The sequence below is a fragment of the Streptococcus sp. NLAE-zl-C503 genome, from assembly GCF_900104285.1.
In the GTDB taxonomy this organism is placed as follows: domain Bacteria; phylum Bacillota; class Bacilli; order Lactobacillales; family Streptococcaceae; genus Streptococcus.
Genome location: NZ_FNJT01000002.1, coordinates 112,911 through 128,743, shown reverse-complemented (window position 1 = coordinate 128,743; position 15,833 = coordinate 112,911). Strand labels below are relative to the sequence as shown.

Below are 15,833 nucleotides of genomic sequence, written 5' to 3'. Positions count from 1 at the left end.
GAGAGTCAGTGTTCCAAAGAGCACTGACTTTTTCTTATTTACCCTTTTCTTTTCTTGAAAATAGGTGTATAATGCTTTTAATTAATTTTTTGAGGAGTAGCTTATGAAGAAAAGTTTTATCCAGCAACAAGAAGAAATTTCCTTTGTCAAAAACACTTTTACCCAGTATTTGAAAGATAAGTTAGAAGTTGTCGAAGTTCAAGGTCCTATCTTGAGTAGGGTCGGTGATGGGATGCAGGATAATCTTTCAGGTGTTGAAAATGCAGTAACTGTGAAGGTCTTGCAAATTCCAGATGAAACCTACGAGGTCGTTCATTCACTTGCTAAATGGAAACGCCATACCTTGGCTCGTTTTAGTTTCGGTGAGGGTGAGGGTCTATTTGTTCACATGAAGGCCCTTCGTCCAGACGAAGATTCACTTGATGCGACCCACTCTGTTTATGTAGACCAGTGGGACTGGGAAAAAGTTATTCCAAATGGAAAACGCAATATCGCTTATCTTAAAGAAACAGTTGAAAAGATTTACAAGGCTATTCGTCTGACAGAGCTAGCAGTAGAAGCTCGCTATGATATCGAATCAATCTTGCCAAAACAAATCACCTTTATCCATACAGAAGAGTTGGTAGAACGTTACCCAGACTTGACACCAAAAGAGCGTGAAAATGCAATCTGTAAAGAGTTCGGTGCAGTCTTCTTGATTGGTATTGGTGGGGAATTACCTGATGGGAAACCTCATGATGGCCGTGCGCCTGACTACGATGACTGGACCACAGAGTCTGAGAATGGCTACAAGGGACTAAATGGAGATATTCTGGTTTGGAATGAATCTCTTGGCTGCGCCTTTGAACTTTCCTCAATGGGGATTCGGGTCGATGAAGATACGCTTCGCCGTCAAGTGGCCCTTACAGGAGACGAAGACCGTCTGGAGTTGGAATGGCATAAAGCCTTGCTTAACGGCCTTTTCCCATTGACAATCGGTGGAGGGATTGGACAGTCTCGGATGGCCATGTTCCTTCTTCGTAAGAAACACATCGGAGAGGTTCAGACTAGTGTTTGGCCACAAGAAGTCCGCGATACTTACGAAAATATCTTGTAGGGAATCGAACCGTAAGGTTCGGTTTTCTTTCTCTTTTTGCCCATAATTTGGTATAATAAACGGTATGAAAATCGTATCAGGAATCTATGGGGGGCGTCCCCTCAAGACGCTAGAAGGCAAGACGACTAGGCCGACATCAGATAAGGTGAGAGGAGCTATCTTTAACATGATTGGTCCTTATTTTGAGGGCGGTCGTGTCTTGGATCTTTATGCGGGCAGTGGCGGTCTATCTATTGAGGCAGTATCACGTGGCATGTCCCATGCTGTTTTAGTAGAACGGGATCGAAAGGCACAAGCTATCATCGCTGAAAATATCCAAATGACCAAGGAAGTTTCTAAATTTCAGCTCTTAAAGATGGAAGCTGAACGGGCCTTGGAGCAAGTGACAGGTCCCTTTGATCTGGTCTTTTTAGACCCTCCCTATGCCAAGGAACAAATCGTTGCAGATATCGAAAAAATGGCAGAAAGAAACCTTTTCTCCGAAGAGGTCATGGTTGTCTGCGAAACCGATAAGTCTGTAGAACTCCCAGAAGAAATTGCCTGCTTAGGCATCTGGAAGGAAAAAATATATGGGATTAGTAAGGTGACAGTTTATGTCAGATAAAATTGGATTATTTACAGGTTCATTTGATCCGATGACAAATGGACATCTGGATATCATTGAGCGAGCCAGCAAACTCTTTGATAAGCTCTATGTCGGGGTGTTCTACAATCCCCACAAACAAGGCTTTCTCCCTGTTGAAAATCGCAAACGAGCAGTTGAAAAAGCGGTGGCGCATTTAGAAAATGTAGAGGTCATGGCTTCTCATGACCAATTAGTCGTCGATGTTGCAAGAAGATTGGGTGCTAAGACCCTTGTCCGTGGCTTGCGGAATGCCGCAGACTTGCAATATGAGGCTAGTTTTGATTACTACAATCATCAACTGGCTCCAGAGATTGAGACTGTCTACCTATATAGTTGCCCAGAGCATCTCTATATTAGCTCTTCAGCCATGAGAGAACTTCTGAAGTTTGGTCAGGAGATTCAGCAATATGTCCCAAACAGTGTTGTGGAGGAATTAGAACATGAAGAAAAAAACTAGATGGCCCTTATATGTCATCCTAGCACTAGTATTGACTTTTTTAGCCTTTGTAGTACCTTTACCTTACTACATAGAAGTTCCAGGTGGAGCGGAAGATATTCGTCAAGTTTTGAAAGTCAATGAAACAGAAGATACAGAAGCAGGGGCTTACCAGTTTGTAACAGTCGGTATTCGGCATGCAACCCTGTCGCATCTTGTCTATGCTTGGCTGACTCCATTTACGGATATTAGAAGCGCTCAGGAGACAACGGGTGGTTCTACTGATGCAGAGTTTATGCGGATCAATCAGTTCTACATGCAAACATCCCAAAATATGGCCAAGTATCAAGGCTTGAAGACGGCAGGCAAGGATATCGAACTCAAGTACCTAGGAGTTTATGTCTTGACCGTGACGGACAATTCAACTTTTAAGGGTATTTTGAATATTGCAGACACGGTGACGGCTGTTAATGATAAGACCTTTGACAGTTCCAAAGATTTGATTGATTATGTCAATTCTCAAAAACTAGGAGATCCAGTCAAGGTAACCTACGAAGAAGACGGAAGAGTCAAGACTGCTGAAGGTAAAATTATCGCTCTCGAAAACGGAAAAAACGGGATTGGGATTGGCTTGATTGACCGTACGGAAGTGACTAGTGACGTTCCGATTCGCTTCTCCACAGCTGGAATCGGTGGGCCAAGTGCCGGTCTCATGTTTAGTCTAGCTATTTATACCCAGATAGCAGATCCAGGTCTGCGTAATGGTCGTATCGTAGCAGGTACGGGAACCATTGATCGCGATGGAAATGTTGGCGATATTGGTGGAATTGACAAAAAAGTAGTTGCAGCCTCTCGTCAGGGAGCCAACATCTTTTTTGCCCCTGACAATCCAGTCACCGAGGAAGCGAAAAAAGCAGATCCCAATGCGAAAAGCAACTATGAAACAGCCCTAGAAGCTGCTAAAACAATCAAGACAGAGATGAAAATCGTGCCCGTTAAAACCTTGCAGGATGCGATTGATTATCTTAAAAACAATCCCTAATCTGTAGAAAAATCGAAAACTAGCGCGCAAGCGGATAAGGTGGTATAATAGTCAAATGGTTCAATTATTATTCACTTTAAGTAGTCATATGCTCTTTATTTATTTGAGTTTTTACCTTTTAAAGGATCTTGTGAGATGGGAAAAGGTTTTAAAAGTGACCGCTATTAACACAAAAAAAGTTCATTTGTTGGTAGGCTTCTTTAGTATTGTAATGGGCTACATCTTGAGTTCATTCTTTATCAGTTTGTACCAACTGTGGCAAGAAGCACTTAGAGGACTATTATAAAATCAAAAGTAAAGGAAACAACTATGGAAAAAATTGTGGTTCAAGGCGGAGATAATCGTCTGGTCGGGAGTGTGACCATCGAGGGAGCAAAGAATGCAGTCTTGCCCTTGTTGGCAGCGACTATTCTAGCAAGCAAGGGTGAGACAGTCTTGCAGAATGTTCCAATCTTGTCAGATGTTTTCACCATGAATCAAGTGGTTCGAGGTCTGAATGCCAAGGTGGACTTTGATGAGGAAGCTCATGTTGTCGAGGTCGATGCGACTGGAGATATCACGGAGGAAGCTCCGTATAAGTATGTTAGCAAGATGCGGGCATCGATCGTTGTCTTGGGACCAATCCTTGCTCGTGTAGGACATGCTAAGGTATCCATGCCAGGTGGTTGCACCATTGGGAGTCGTCCGATTGATCTCCACCTCAAGGGTTTGGAAGCTATGGGGGCTAAGATTACCCAGACAGCTGGTTACATCGAAGCCAAGGCCGAACGTCTGCACGGCGCTCATATCTACATGGACTTTCCTAGTGTCGGCGCAACACAAAACCTGATGATGGCAGCGACTCTAGCTGATGGTGTGACAGTGATTGAAAATGCTGCGCGTGAGCCGGAAATTGTTGACCTTGCTATCCTTCTTAATGAAATGGGAGCCAAGGTCAAGGGAGCTGGTACTGAAACAATCACAGTGACTGGTGTCAAGGAACTCCATGGAACAACTCATAATGTGGTACAGGACCGTATCGAAGCTGGAACCTTTATGGTGGCGGCAGCCATGACTGGTGGCGATGTCCTCATTCGAGATGCAGTCTGGGAACATAATCGCCCCTTGATTGCTAAACTCCTTGAAATGGGAGTAGAGGTGACGGAGGAGTCGGAAGGTATTCGTGTCCGGTCTCAACTAGAAAATCTCAAAGCTGTTCATGTAAAAACCTTACCACATCCAGGATTCCCAACAGATATGCAGGCGCAATTTACAGCCTTGATGACAGTTGCAAAAGGGGAATCAACCATGGTGGAAACTGTGTTTGAGAATCGCTTCCAACATCTGGAGGAAATGCGTCGGATGGGCTTGCACTCAGAGATTATCCGTGATACAGCTCGTATTGTCGGAGGACAGGCTTTACAGGGGGCAGAAGTTCTATCAACGGACCTTCGTGCCAGTGCGGCCTTGATTTTGACAGGTCTGGTTGCGCAGGGAGAAACAGTTGTTGGTAAATTAGTCCACCTTGATAGAGGTTACTACCGCTTCCATGAGAAGTTAGCTCAGCTAGGAGCAAAGATTCAGCGGATTGAGGTTAAGGATGAAGAATAAAAACTTACGCTATGTACTCCGTCGTTTACTGTTGATTTTTATCGTACTCTTGCTGGGATTCCTTGCTTTAGGAATCGGCTTGATGATCGGCTACGGGATTCTAGGAAAGGGACAGGATCCGTGGGCTATCTTGTCTCCGGCAAAGTGGCAAGAATTGATTAGTAAATTTACAGGAAATTAGACTGGGAAACCAGTCTTTTTCTAAAGAAATAAGGAGAAAAATGAACAAAAAAACGAGACAGGCCCTGGTAGGGTTACTTATATTCTTACTCTTGGCTGCTGGAAGCTATTATATCAAGCAGATGCAGTCGACACCAAACACGCCTAAAACCAAGGTTAGCCAGAAAAGACAAGCTTCAGAAGCTCCTAGTCAGGAGCTAGCTGAAAGTGTCTTAACTGATTCACTCAAAAACCAAATCAAGGGGGGGCTCGAGTGGAATGGAGCAGGTGCCTTTGTTGTCAATGGCAATAAAACCAATCTAGATGCCAAGGTTTCCAGCAAACCCTATGCGGATAATAAAACAAAGACAGTGGGAAAAGAAACAGTTCCAACTGTTGCCAATGCCATCTTATCTAAAGCGACTCGGCAATATAAGAATCGGGAAGAGACTGGAAATGGATCCACCTCTTGGACTCCACCAGGGTGGCATCAGGTCAAGAATCTAAAGGGGACCTATACACATGCAGTTGATAGAGGACACCTGCTGGGCTATGCCTTAATAGGTGGTTTGGATGGTTTTGATGCCTCTACCAGCAATCCCAAGAACATTGCAGTCCAGACAGCTTGGGCGAATCAAGCGCAAGCTGAGGATTCGACAGGTCAGAACTACTATGAGAGTTTGGTCAGAAAAGCCTTGGACCAGAATAAGAGAGTCCGTTATCGGGTGACGCTTCACTATGCGACAAATGAGGATCTAGTTCCATCCGCTTCACAAATCGAAGCCAAGTCTTCGGATGGTGAATTGGAATTCAATGTCCTGATCCCCAATGTTCAAAAGGGCATCCAGCTTGATTACCGAACAGGTCAAGTCACAGTGACAAACTAGAAACAATCTACAAAAGAACAAAAATCGCTCCTTTGTTTATCATACGATAAGGGAGCGATTGTATAAATTAGAAAATAATGTGATTCCTAGGCCGATTTATGATATAATGGAACGCAAGATACTATTTTAGGAGAAAGACCATGGAAGACCCGAGCAGTCAGAATTTGTTGCTACAGTTTGTATTATTATTTATCTTGACCTTGTTAAATGCTTTTTTCTCAGCCACTGAAATGGCGATGGTGTCACTAAACCGTGCCCGAGTAGAGCAAAAAGCAGAAGAAGGCGATAAACGCTACATCCGTTTGTTAAAGGTACTTGAAAATCCTAATCACTTTTTATCAACGATTCAAGTTGGTATCACGTTAATTACCATCTTGTCAGGGGCCAAATTGGCGGATACCCTTGGGCAAGTGATCGCATCTTGGATGGGAAGCGGAGAGACGGCTTACGCCATTGCAAGTTTCCTCTCTTTGGCATTCTTGACCTATATCTCCATTGTTTTTGGTGAGCTCTATCCTAAGCGGATTGCCCTCAATTTGAAAGATGCTTTGGCGATTCGAACAGCACCAATTATTATTGGTCTTGGAAAGATTGTAAGTCCCTTTGTCTGGCTGTTATCTGCTTCAACTAATTTGTTGAGCCGTGTGACGCCAATGACCTTTGATGATGCTGATGAAAAGATGACACGTGATGAAATAGAGTACATGCTCACCAATAGTGAAGAAACACTAGATGCAGATGAGATTGAAATGCTACAGGGGATCTTCTCTTTAGATGAGCTGATGGCTCGTGAGCTAATGGTGCCCCGAACCGACGCCTTCATGGTGGATATTCAGGATGACAGTAAGGCGATTATCGAAAGTATTTTGAAGCAAAATTTCTCACGTATCCCTGTTTATGATGGGGATAAGGACAATGTGATCGGTTTGATCCATACCAAGCGTTTGCTAAACGCTGCCTATGCGGATGGTTTTGAAAATATTGTCTGGAAGCGAATCCTCCAAACGCCACTATTTGTGCCTGAGACCATCTTTGTGGATGACCTCCTTAAAGAGCTTCGAAATACCCAAAATCAAATGGCTATCTTACTAGACGAATACGGCGGTATGGCTGGTTTGGTAACTCTGGAGGATCTCCTAGAAGAGATTGTCGGCGAAATTGATGATGAAACGGACAGGGCAGAAATCGAAGTCCATCAAATCGGTGAGGATACCTATATTGCACAAGGAACCATGAATCTTAACGACTTCAACGACTACTTTGGCGTTGAACTAGAAAGCGATGACGTTGATACTATCGCTGGTTATTATTTGACAGGTGTTGGAACGATTCCAACAACTGAGAAAATTAGTTATGAATTGGTCAGCCAAAACAAGCAGATTATCTTAACCAATGATAAGGTGAAAAATGGACGTGTTACCAAGGTAAAAGTTCAAATCACAGAACTAGAACCTGAAGAAGAAACCGAGTAAAACAGTGATTTTCGTCACTGTTTTTTATTCGCCCCAAAAGATTTTCAAAGTTGTCCTTATTTGTCCGAAGAAAAAAACAAAAAAGCCCGATTTACGGGCTTTTCATTCGGTTAATTCCTGTTATTTCAGGTACTGAAAGGCGGTAGACGGATTTGAACCGACGATCAAGCTTTTGCAGAGCCGTGCCTTACCACTTGGCTATACCGCCTCAACGTTTAATATTATACCTTGAAAATCATTCTACGTCAATAGTTTCTTAATCGAAAATCCAATTTAGAAGATTGCCCTTTCTGATTGGATGGAAAAATGGGGAGAGAAAATCTGAAAATCAGGCTTTATAGAGCCTTAACTTCCCTTTTGATTCTATAGATAGCAAACAAAGAATAGAAAAATTTGATAAATGAAAGTTTTTTGTGGTTACACGCCTAAATATTCTGAAAATTCGTTTACTTTTTGAGAAATCTATGGTATAATTGGCAATAAGCCTAAATTTTTTAAGAGGAGTTACATACATGAAAAAAAGTAGAGTATTTGTTACAGCAGGGATTGCTTTGCTGGCAACTGGCGTTCTCGCTGCTTGTGGTTCTTCAAAATCATCTGATTCAACAGCTCCAAAATCCTATGGTTATGTTTATTCAGCTGACCCAGAAACATTGGATTACCTCATTTCAGGGAAACAAAGTACCAAAATTGCCACTTCAAATGGTATCGATGGTCTCTTTACAAATGATAAATATGGGAATTTGACTCCTGCAGTTGCAGAAGACTGGTCAGTCTCAAAAGATGGGTTGACTTATACCTACAAGATTCGTAAAGGTGTCAAATGGATGACATCAGATGGCGAAGAGTATGCTGAAGTGACAGCTAAAGACTTCGTAAATGGCTTGAAACACGCAGCTGATAACAAGTCTGAAGCACTTTATCTAGCAGAAGATTCAGTTAAAGGTCTAGCTGACTATAAAGCTGGAAACAATAAAGACTTTTCTTCAGTAGGTGTGAAAGCAGTTGACGATTATACACTTGAGTATACTTTGAACAAACCCGAACCATACTGGAACTCTAAGATGGCTTATTCAATCTTCTGGCCATTGAACGAAGAATTTGAAAAATCAAAAGGATCTGACTTTGCTAAAGCGACTGACCCTACATCATTGCTTTACAATGGACCATTCTTGCTGAAAGGTTTGACTGCTAAGTCTTCTATCGAGTTCGCTAAAAATGAACAATACTGGGATAAAGACAATGTTCATCTTGATAAAGTAACACTTGCTTACTATGATGGTTCAGACCAAGAGTCTATTGAACGTAACTTTACAAGTGGAGCTTATAGCTATGCCCGTCTTTACCCAACAAGTTCAAACTACTCTAAAGTAGAAGAAACCTACAAGGAAAATATCTTCTACACCCCATCAGGACCTGGTGTTGGTGGTTTGGGTGTGAATATTGACCGCCAAGGTTACAAATACACTTCTAAGACAACTGACGAAGAGAAGACTTCTACTAAGAAAGCCCTTCTTAACAAGGACTTCCGTCAAGCCTTGAACTTTGCCTTTGACCGTACGTCTTACTCAGCTCAAGTAAATGGTAAAGAAGGTGCTCCTCGTGCCGTTCGTAACCTCTTTGTAAAACCTGACTTTGTCTCTGCTGGCGAAAAAACTTTCGGTGACTTGGTGACTGATAAGATGGCAGCTTATGGCGATGAATGGAAGAATGTAAGCTTTGCGGATGGTCAAGATGGACTCTTCAACGCCGATAAAGCCAAAGCTGAATTTGCCAAAGCCAAAACAGCATTGGAAGCAGAAGGTGTAAAATTCCCTATCCATTTGGATGTTCCAGTAGACCAAACAGCTAAAAACTATATCGCACGTATTCAATCCTTCAAACAATCCGTTGAAACAGTGCTTGGTGAAGGCAACGTAGTTATTGATATTCAACAAGTTTCTAAAGATGAGTTTAATAATATTACCTACTATGCGGCGAATGCAGCAGCAGAAGACTGGGATCTCTCAGGTGCCGTTGGATGGAACCCTGACTATGAAGATCCATCAACTTACCTTGATATCTTGAAAACAACGAATACTGAACAAACAAAAACATACATGGGTTACGAAGGTGCAGATAATGCTGCAGCAGCTCAAGTTGGTTTGAAAGAATACGATAAGCTAGTTGATGAAGCTGCTAAAGAAACAAGCGACTTGAATGTTCGTTATGAAAAATATGCAGCAGCTCAAGCTTGGTTGACAGATAGCTCACTCATCTTGCCAGCTATGTCATCAACTGGTGCTGCACCATTCATTTCTCGTGTTGTGCCATTCTCTGCATCATATAGCCAATCTGGAGATAAAGGCTCAGATGTATACTTCAAGTATATTCAGTTGCAAGACAAGGTTGTAACGAAAGCTGATTACGAACAAGCTCGTGAAAAATGGCTCAAAGAGAAAAAAGAATCAAACGAAAAAGTTCAAAAAGAATTGACTAATCACGTTAAATAAATAACTCTCAAGAGAACTTTCTCTCCATGAGGAGAAGGTTCTTTTGGGATTTTAAAAGGAAACGATATGAAGAAATATATTTTTATGCGTGTATTGCGTTCATTGGTGTCTATCTTCTTGGTGACAACCTTGACCTACACGATTATCTATACGATGGTTCCTCGAAAACTGATTTTCAAGCAGGATACCAACTATAACAAAATTGCAACGACGCCAGATAAACGGGATAACTATGAAAATACCGTTTATGAGCGGATGGGCTATATCGAGTACTACGATACCAAGGAGTTGCAAGAAAAAGCGAGCACAATGGACTCATCTGTAACAGTTGATGCCAATGATACTAATAAGGCAATCTACGAAAAATACATCAACCAACTAGGGAATGGTTGGACACTCGGTGTATTCTCAGAAAGTGGTCAATTCTATGCTACGCGTGAAATTCCAATTTTTGAACGTGTTTTCAAATTCTACTCGAACTTGCTCGACATTGATCATACAAACAAGATTCAAGACCCTGAAAATCCAAACTTGGAACGCTATCTTCGTTTTGAAAATGACCCTGCTATTGGTTGGTCATTGGTTGGTTCAGGTACAAAACATAAATACCTTTTGTATTTCAATAATCAATTCCCATTTGTACACCAAAACTTTGTGAACATTAACTTGGGAGACTCTTACCCAACTTATGCGAACACACCAGTGCTTCAAGTTATCACACAGGGTCAGGGACAAACCAAGACATCAGAAGTTCAATTCCCTACGGGTAAAAAGACTTCCTCTGTAGATATTTACTCTCGTACCTACAAGTCACCAAGTCAAGCAGATGCGCGTGAGGTAGCTAACTATGGTAAAGACGATCCATATACAGCTACAGAAAGCAATTATCAATATCCATCAATGATTGCAAGCTCAGCTGTTGCTGGTTTGATCGGTTTGATTATTTCTTATGCTATCGCAATTCCTCTTGGATCTGCTATGGCTCGCCACAAGAATACTTGGATTGATAGTTTCTCTACAGGTGCTCTAACCTTCTTGCTTGCCCTTCCAACGATCGCTTTGGTTTACATCGTGCGCTTGATTGGATCATCTATCGGTCTGCCAGACTCATTCCCTATCTTGGGTGCTGGGGATTGGCGTTCCTATGTCTTGCCTGCAGTCATTCTAGGTTTGTTGGGAGCGCCAAGTACAGCTATCTGGATTCGTCGTTACATGATCGACTTGCAATCTCAAGATTTCGTTCGATTTGCTCGTGCAAAAGGACTGTCTGAAAAAGAAATTTCAAATAAACACATCTTTAAAAATGCCATGGTTCCTTTGGTTTCAGGTATTCCTGGTGCCGTAATCGGAGTTATTGGTGGTGCAACATTGACAGAAACGGTCTTCGCCTTCCCAGGTATGGGTAAAATGTTGATTGACTCTGTTAAGGCATCAAACAACTCAATGGTAGTTGGTCTCGTCTTCATCTTCACATGTATTTCTATCTTCTCACTCTTTGTAGGAGATATCTGGATGACCATGCTTGACCCACGTATTAAATTGACAGAGAAAGGAGGCAAATAATGTCAACAATCGGAAAAGAAAAATTTCAGTTCGTAAAACGTGACGATTTTGCCTCTGAAACAATTGATGCTCCTGCCTATTCATACTGGGGTTCTGTATTTAGACAGTTTCTAAAGAAAAAATCAACAGTCTTTATGCTAGGAATTTTGGTTGCCATTATCTTGATGAGCTTTATTTACCCAATGTTCTCAGATTTTGACTTCAACGATGTAAGTAAGGTCAATGACTTCTCTGCTCGTTTTATCAAGCCCAATGCTGAGCATTGGTTTGGTACAGACAGCAATGGCAAATCCTTGTTTGACGGAGTTTGGTTTGGGGCGCGTAACTCTATCCTCATCTCTGTCATTGCAACTTTTATCAACCTTGTGATTGGGGTTATTGTTGGTGGAATTTGGGGAATTTCAAAATCCGTTGACCGCGTCATGATGGAAGTTTATAACATTATTTCAAACATTCCATCTCTCTTGATTGTCATTGTCTTAACTTACTCAATTGGTGCTGGTTTCTGGAATTTGATTTTTGCCATGAGTGTGACAACTTGGATTGGGATTGCTTATATGATTCGTATCCAAATCATGCGTTACCGTGACTTGGAATACAACCTTGCTTCTCAAACACTTGGAACGCCAACCTTTAAAATCATCGTTAAAAACATCATGCCACAATTGGTATCTGTTATTGTTTCTACAATGACCTTGATGTTGCCAAGTTTCATCTCTTATGAAGCCTTCCTTTCCTTCTTTGGATTGGGATTGCCTGTAACAGTGCCAAGTTTGGGACGTTTGATCTCAGATTACTCACAAAACGTTACGACCAACGCTTACTTGTTCTGGATTCCGTTGACAACCTTGATCTTGGTATCCCTATCTCTTTTCGTTGTTGGTCAAAACCTAGCGGACGCTAGTGATCCACGTACACATAGATAGGAGTAGACATGACAAAAGAAAGTAATGTAATTTTGACTGCTCGTGATATTGTCGTGGAATTTGACGTTCGTGACAAAGTTCTGACGGCTATCCGAGGAGTTTCTCTGGACCTGATTGAAGGAGAAGTTCTTGCCTTGGTAGGTGAGTCCGGTTCTGGTAAATCTGTTTTAACAAAAACCTTTACAGGGATGTTAGAAGACAATGGACGTATTGCCCAAGGAAGCATCGACTATCGTGGACAAGACTTGACCGCCTTGAATTCTAACAAGGAATGGGAGAAGATTCGTGGTGCTAAAATTGCGACCATCTTCCAAGATCCAATGACAAGCTTGGACCCAATTAATACAATCGGTAGCCAAATCACAGAAGTTATCGTTAAACACCAAGGAAAAACAGCCAAGGAAGCCAAAGAAATGGCAATCGACTATATGAACAAGGTCGGAATTCCAGACGCTGAAAAACGTTTTGACGAGTATCCTTTCCAATATTCTGGAGGGATGCGCCAACGTATCGTTATTGCGATTGCCCTTGCGTGTCGTCCAGATATTTTGATCTGTGACGAGCCAACGACGGCCCTTGACGTAACAATTCAAGCGCAAATCATTGATTTGCTTAAAACCTTGCAGAATGAGTACCACTTTACCATTATTTTTATCACCCATGACCTTGGTGTGGTAGCAAGTATTGCGGATAAGGTAGCGGTTATGTATGCTGGGGAAATTGTAGAATACGGTACTGTTGAGGAAGTCTTCTACGATCCACGTCATCCATATACTTGGAGTCTCTTGTCTAGCTTGCCTCAGCTTGCTGATGATAAAGGAGAATTGTACTCTATCCCAGGAACACCACCGTCTCTTTATACTGAGTTGAAAGGTGATGCTTTTGCCCTTCGTTCAGATTATGCGATGCAAATTGATTTTGAAGAGAAGGCACCTAAGTTTTCAGTCACTGACACCCACTGGGCTAAGACTTGGTTGCTTCATGAGAATGCTCCTAAAGTTGAAAAACCTGGAGTCATTGCAGATTTGCATGACAAGATTCGTGATAAAATGGGCTTTGCTCATCTAGAAGACTAGGAGGAAGGAAATGTCTGAAAAATTAGTAGAAATTAAAGATTTAGAAATTTCCTTCGGTGAAGGAAGTAAGAAGTTTGTGGCGGTTAAAAACGCTAACTTCTTTATCAACAAGGGAGAAACTTTCTCTCTTGTAGGTGAGTCTGGTAGTGGGAAAACAACGATTGGTCGTGCCATTATTGGTTTAAATAACACTAGTAAAGGTGAGATTATCTTTGATGGCCAGAAAATCAATGGGAAAAAATCTCATAAGGAATCAGCAGACTTAATCCGTCGTATCCAGATGATTTTCCAGGACCCTGCAGCTAGCTTGAATGAGCGTGCGACAGTTGACTATATCATCTCTGAAGGTCTTTACAACTACCACTTGTTTAAAGATGAAGAAGATCGGAAAGAAAAAGTTCAAAAGATGATCCATGAAGTTGGACTTTTGAAAGAACACTTGACCCGTTATCCACACGAGTTTTCTGGTGGTCAACGTCAGCGTATCGGGATTGCCCGTGCCCTTGTGATGGAACCTGATTTTGTTATTGCAGATGAGCCAATCTCTGCCTTGGACGTATCTGTTCGCGCGCAAGTTTTGAACTTGCTCAAGAAGTTCCAAAAAGAGTTGGGCTTGACTTATCTCTTTATCGCGCATGACTTGTCAGTTGTTCGCTTTATCTCAGATCGTATCGCAGTTATCTATAAGGGAGTTATCGTCGAAGTGGCGGAGACAGAGGAATTGTTTAACAATCCTGTCCACCCATATACTCAGGCGCTTCTATCTGCTGTACCGATTCCAGATCCAATCTTGGAACGCAAGAAGGTCTTGAAAGTTTACGATCCTGACCAACATGACTATGAGACAGATAAGCCATCTATGGTAGAAATTCGTCCAGGTCACTATGTTTGGGCTAACCAAGCGGAAGTTGCTCGATACAAAGAAGCTCTAAAAAAATAAACAGATTAGGAGAGGACCGAATGGTCTTCTCATTTTTAATAGAAAAATTCCCCTTCTACTTACTTGTAAAAGGGGCTTGTATTGTAATTAACGTTTAGACCAGGTACGTTTCATAAAGAGGAGCAAAATGGGGTAAATCTCTAAGCGACCTGCAATCATTGCAAAAGAGAGCAGGATTTTAGAGATGGGACTAAAGATGGCAAAACTCGAGGTTGTACCTAGAATAGGTCCTATATTATTAAAGCAGCTGAAGACAGCACTGGTCACGACTAGAAAATCATTGCTATCAAGACTGACGATAAAGATGAGCGACAACAAAATCATAGCATAGATCACAAAATACTTGAGAATCTTGTGCTGGGTATCCTTATCAATCACGATTTTATTGACATGCAGAGTCAAAACACGGTGAGGGGATAAAATAGATAAAATCTGATTTTTGGCAATTTTTGTGAGGATGAGTCCACGGATAATTTTGAGACCACCTGCAGTTGAACCAGCTGAGCCACCGATTCCCATGAGGAAGAGGAGGATAAACTGGGAGAAGAGGGGCCAGTTGGTAATATCTCCGTAACCAAAACCTGTTGTCGTGATGATATTGGAAACCTGGAAGAGAGCCATCTCAAAACTCTTAGAGACACCTTGGTAAAGGTGGAGGGTATTGAGAGTAATCAAACCTGTAGACACGAGGACAATAATGACATAAGCCCGCAGTTCTTCATCTCCAAAGAAGGCCTTGACCCGACGGAGCATGAGGTAGTAGTAGAGATTGAAGTTAACCCCAAAAACCAGAACTCCGATACTAACTAGATAGGTGATGAGTGAGCTACCGTAGTGGGCAATTCCGTCGTTATAGACGGTAAAGCCCCCAGTTCCGGCTGTTCCCATAGCGATGACAAAACTATCATAGAGAGGCATGCCTGCTAGGTAGTAGATAACCACAAAAAGGGAGAAGAGAGCCAGATAAAGCAGATAGAGAATCTGGGCAGTGTTTTTTAGCTTGGATACGACCTTGCCAAAGACAGGTCCAGGGACCTCAGCCTTCATCACCTCTAAGTGACTATTTTTGGCATTGTCCATAATGGCAAGTGCGAAAACAAGCACCCCCATCCCTCCGATCAAGTGGGTAAAACTTCGCCAGAAGAGGAGGGAACGACTGAGAACGGAAACATCGTTCAGAATAGTTGCTCCTGTAGTTGTAAAACCAGAGCTGATTTCAAAGAAGGCATCGATGACGCTTGGGATTTGTCCTGAAAAGACAAAGGGGAGGCCACCAAAGAAAGACCAGAGAATCCAACAGAGGGCAACAATTAAGACCCCTTCCTTGGCATAAATCCGTTGATTTTTCGGTTTCCGTAAAACTCCTAGACCACCGAGAAGGACTAAAATTCCAATCGTAGAAAAGAGAGCGATAAATACTTGACTGGATTCTTGGTAATAGGTTGCTACACCAACAGGTACTAGAAGGAGAACAGCCTCAATCAAGAGAAGTTTTGAGAGGAGGTAACGAATCATACTTTTATTCATTT

At 42.1% G+C, this 15,833-nt stretch carries 15 protein-coding genes and 1 tRNA gene; 14 read left to right on the top strand and 2 right to left on the bottom strand.

The window, feature by feature from the left end:
- The first annotated feature begins 103 nt into the window (after positions 1-103).
- From asnA to BLS46_RS04720, 9 genes are all read left to right on the top strand, one after another.
- Complete coding sequence (gene asnA, locus BLS46_RS04760; protein ID WP_093585969.1) at positions 104-1,096, top strand: aspartate--ammonia ligase; 993 nt, start codon at positions 104-106, stop codon at positions 1,094-1,096.
- A 64-nt stretch (positions 1,097-1,160) separates the two neighbouring features.
- Positions 1,161-1,700 (top strand): 16S rRNA (guanine(966)-N(2))-methyltransferase RsmD, encoded by a 540-nt coding sequence (gene rsmD / locus BLS46_RS04755; RefSeq protein ID WP_000706947.1) that lies wholly within the window; start codon positions 1,161-1,163, stop codon positions 1,698-1,700.
- Positions 1,690-2,178, top strand: coding sequence for a pantetheine-phosphate adenylyltransferase (coaD, locus tag BLS46_RS04750; RefSeq protein WP_093585967.1), 489 nt, complete (start codon positions 1,690-1,692; stop codon positions 2,176-2,178). The genes rsmD and coaD overlap by 11 nt, the downstream gene beginning before the upstream one ends.
- On the top strand, positions 2,162-3,199 hold the full coding sequence (locus BLS46_RS04745; RefSeq protein WP_093585965.1) for a SepM family pheromone-processing serine protease: 1,038 nt from the start codon (positions 2,162-2,164) through the stop codon (positions 3,197-3,199). Before coaD ends, BLS46_RS04745 begins: the two co-directional genes overlap by 17 nt.
- 55 nt (positions 3,200-3,254) lie before the next feature.
- Entirely contained in the window at positions 3,255-3,485 is a 231-nt protein-coding gene (locus BLS46_RS04740; RefSeq protein WP_093585963.1) for a DUF1146 family protein, read from the top strand.
- 23 nt (positions 3,486-3,508) lie between these two features.
- A complete protein-coding gene (murA, locus tag BLS46_RS04735; RefSeq protein ID WP_093585961.1) occupies positions 3,509-4,789 on the top strand; it encodes a UDP-N-acetylglucosamine 1-carboxyvinyltransferase in 1,281 nt (426 codons plus the stop codon).
- Positions 4,779-4,970, top strand: a complete 192-nt coding sequence (locus BLS46_RS04730; protein ID WP_093585959.1) for a DNA-directed RNA polymerase subunit beta — start codon at positions 4,779-4,781, stop codon at positions 4,968-4,970. The genes murA and BLS46_RS04730 overlap by 11 nt, the downstream gene beginning before the upstream one ends.
- A gap of 40 nt (positions 4,971-5,010) precedes the next feature.
- Complete coding sequence (locus BLS46_RS04725) at positions 5,011-5,835, top strand: DNA/RNA non-specific endonuclease (RefSeq protein WP_093585957.1); 825 nt, start codon at positions 5,011-5,013, stop codon at positions 5,833-5,835.
- Positions 5,836-5,975: 140 nt separating this feature from the next.
- Positions 5,976-7,307 carry a hemolysin family protein gene (locus BLS46_RS04720; RefSeq protein WP_093585955.1) on the top strand — a complete coding sequence of 444 codons (1,332 nt, stop codon included), beginning with the start codon at positions 5,976-5,978 and terminating at the stop codon, positions 7,305-7,307.
- A 137-nt stretch (positions 7,308-7,444) separates the two neighbouring features.
- Here the strand turns inward: BLS46_RS04720 and BLS46_RS04715 are convergent.
- Positions 7,445-7,515: transfer RNA gene (locus BLS46_RS04715), tRNA-Cys, on the bottom strand.
- Positions 7,516-7,819: 304 nt separating this feature from the next.
- On the opposite strand from BLS46_RS04715, the gene BLS46_RS04710 reads away from it, so the two are divergent.
- From BLS46_RS04710 to BLS46_RS04690, 5 genes are all read left to right on the top strand, one after another.
- Positions 7,820-9,799: a peptide ABC transporter substrate-binding protein gene (locus BLS46_RS04710; RefSeq protein ID WP_093585953.1), complete on the top strand. Its 1,980-nt coding sequence runs from the start codon at positions 7,820-7,822 to the stop codon at positions 9,797-9,799.
- Positions 9,800-9,865: 66 nt separating this feature from the next.
- Positions 9,866-11,362 (top strand): ABC transporter permease, encoded by a 1,497-nt coding sequence (locus tag BLS46_RS04705; protein WP_093585951.1) that lies wholly within the window; start codon positions 9,866-9,868, stop codon positions 11,360-11,362.
- Complete coding sequence (gene oppC / locus BLS46_RS04700; RefSeq protein WP_000103934.1) at positions 11,362-12,288, top strand: oligopeptide ABC transporter permease OppC; 927 nt, start codon at positions 11,362-11,364, stop codon at positions 12,286-12,288. The genes BLS46_RS04705 and oppC overlap by 1 nt, the downstream gene beginning before the upstream one ends.
- 8 nt (positions 12,289-12,296) lie before the next feature.
- Positions 12,297-13,364, top strand: a complete 1,068-nt coding sequence (locus BLS46_RS04695; RefSeq protein WP_093585949.1) for an ABC transporter ATP-binding protein — start codon at positions 12,297-12,299, stop codon at positions 13,362-13,364.
- A 10-nt stretch (positions 13,365-13,374) separates the two neighbouring features.
- Positions 13,375-14,304, top strand: a complete 930-nt coding sequence (locus BLS46_RS04690; protein WP_001291315.1) for an ATP-binding cassette domain-containing protein — start codon at positions 13,375-13,377, stop codon at positions 14,302-14,304.
- An 87-nt stretch (positions 14,305-14,391) separates the two neighbouring features.
- On the opposite strand, the gene BLS46_RS04685 is transcribed toward BLS46_RS04690, so the two are convergent.
- Positions 14,392-15,831, bottom strand: a complete 1,440-nt coding sequence (locus BLS46_RS04685; protein ID WP_093585947.1) for a TrkH family potassium uptake protein — start codon at positions 15,829-15,831, stop codon at positions 14,392-14,394.
- Between the last annotated feature and the right edge of the window lie 2 nt (positions 15,832-15,833).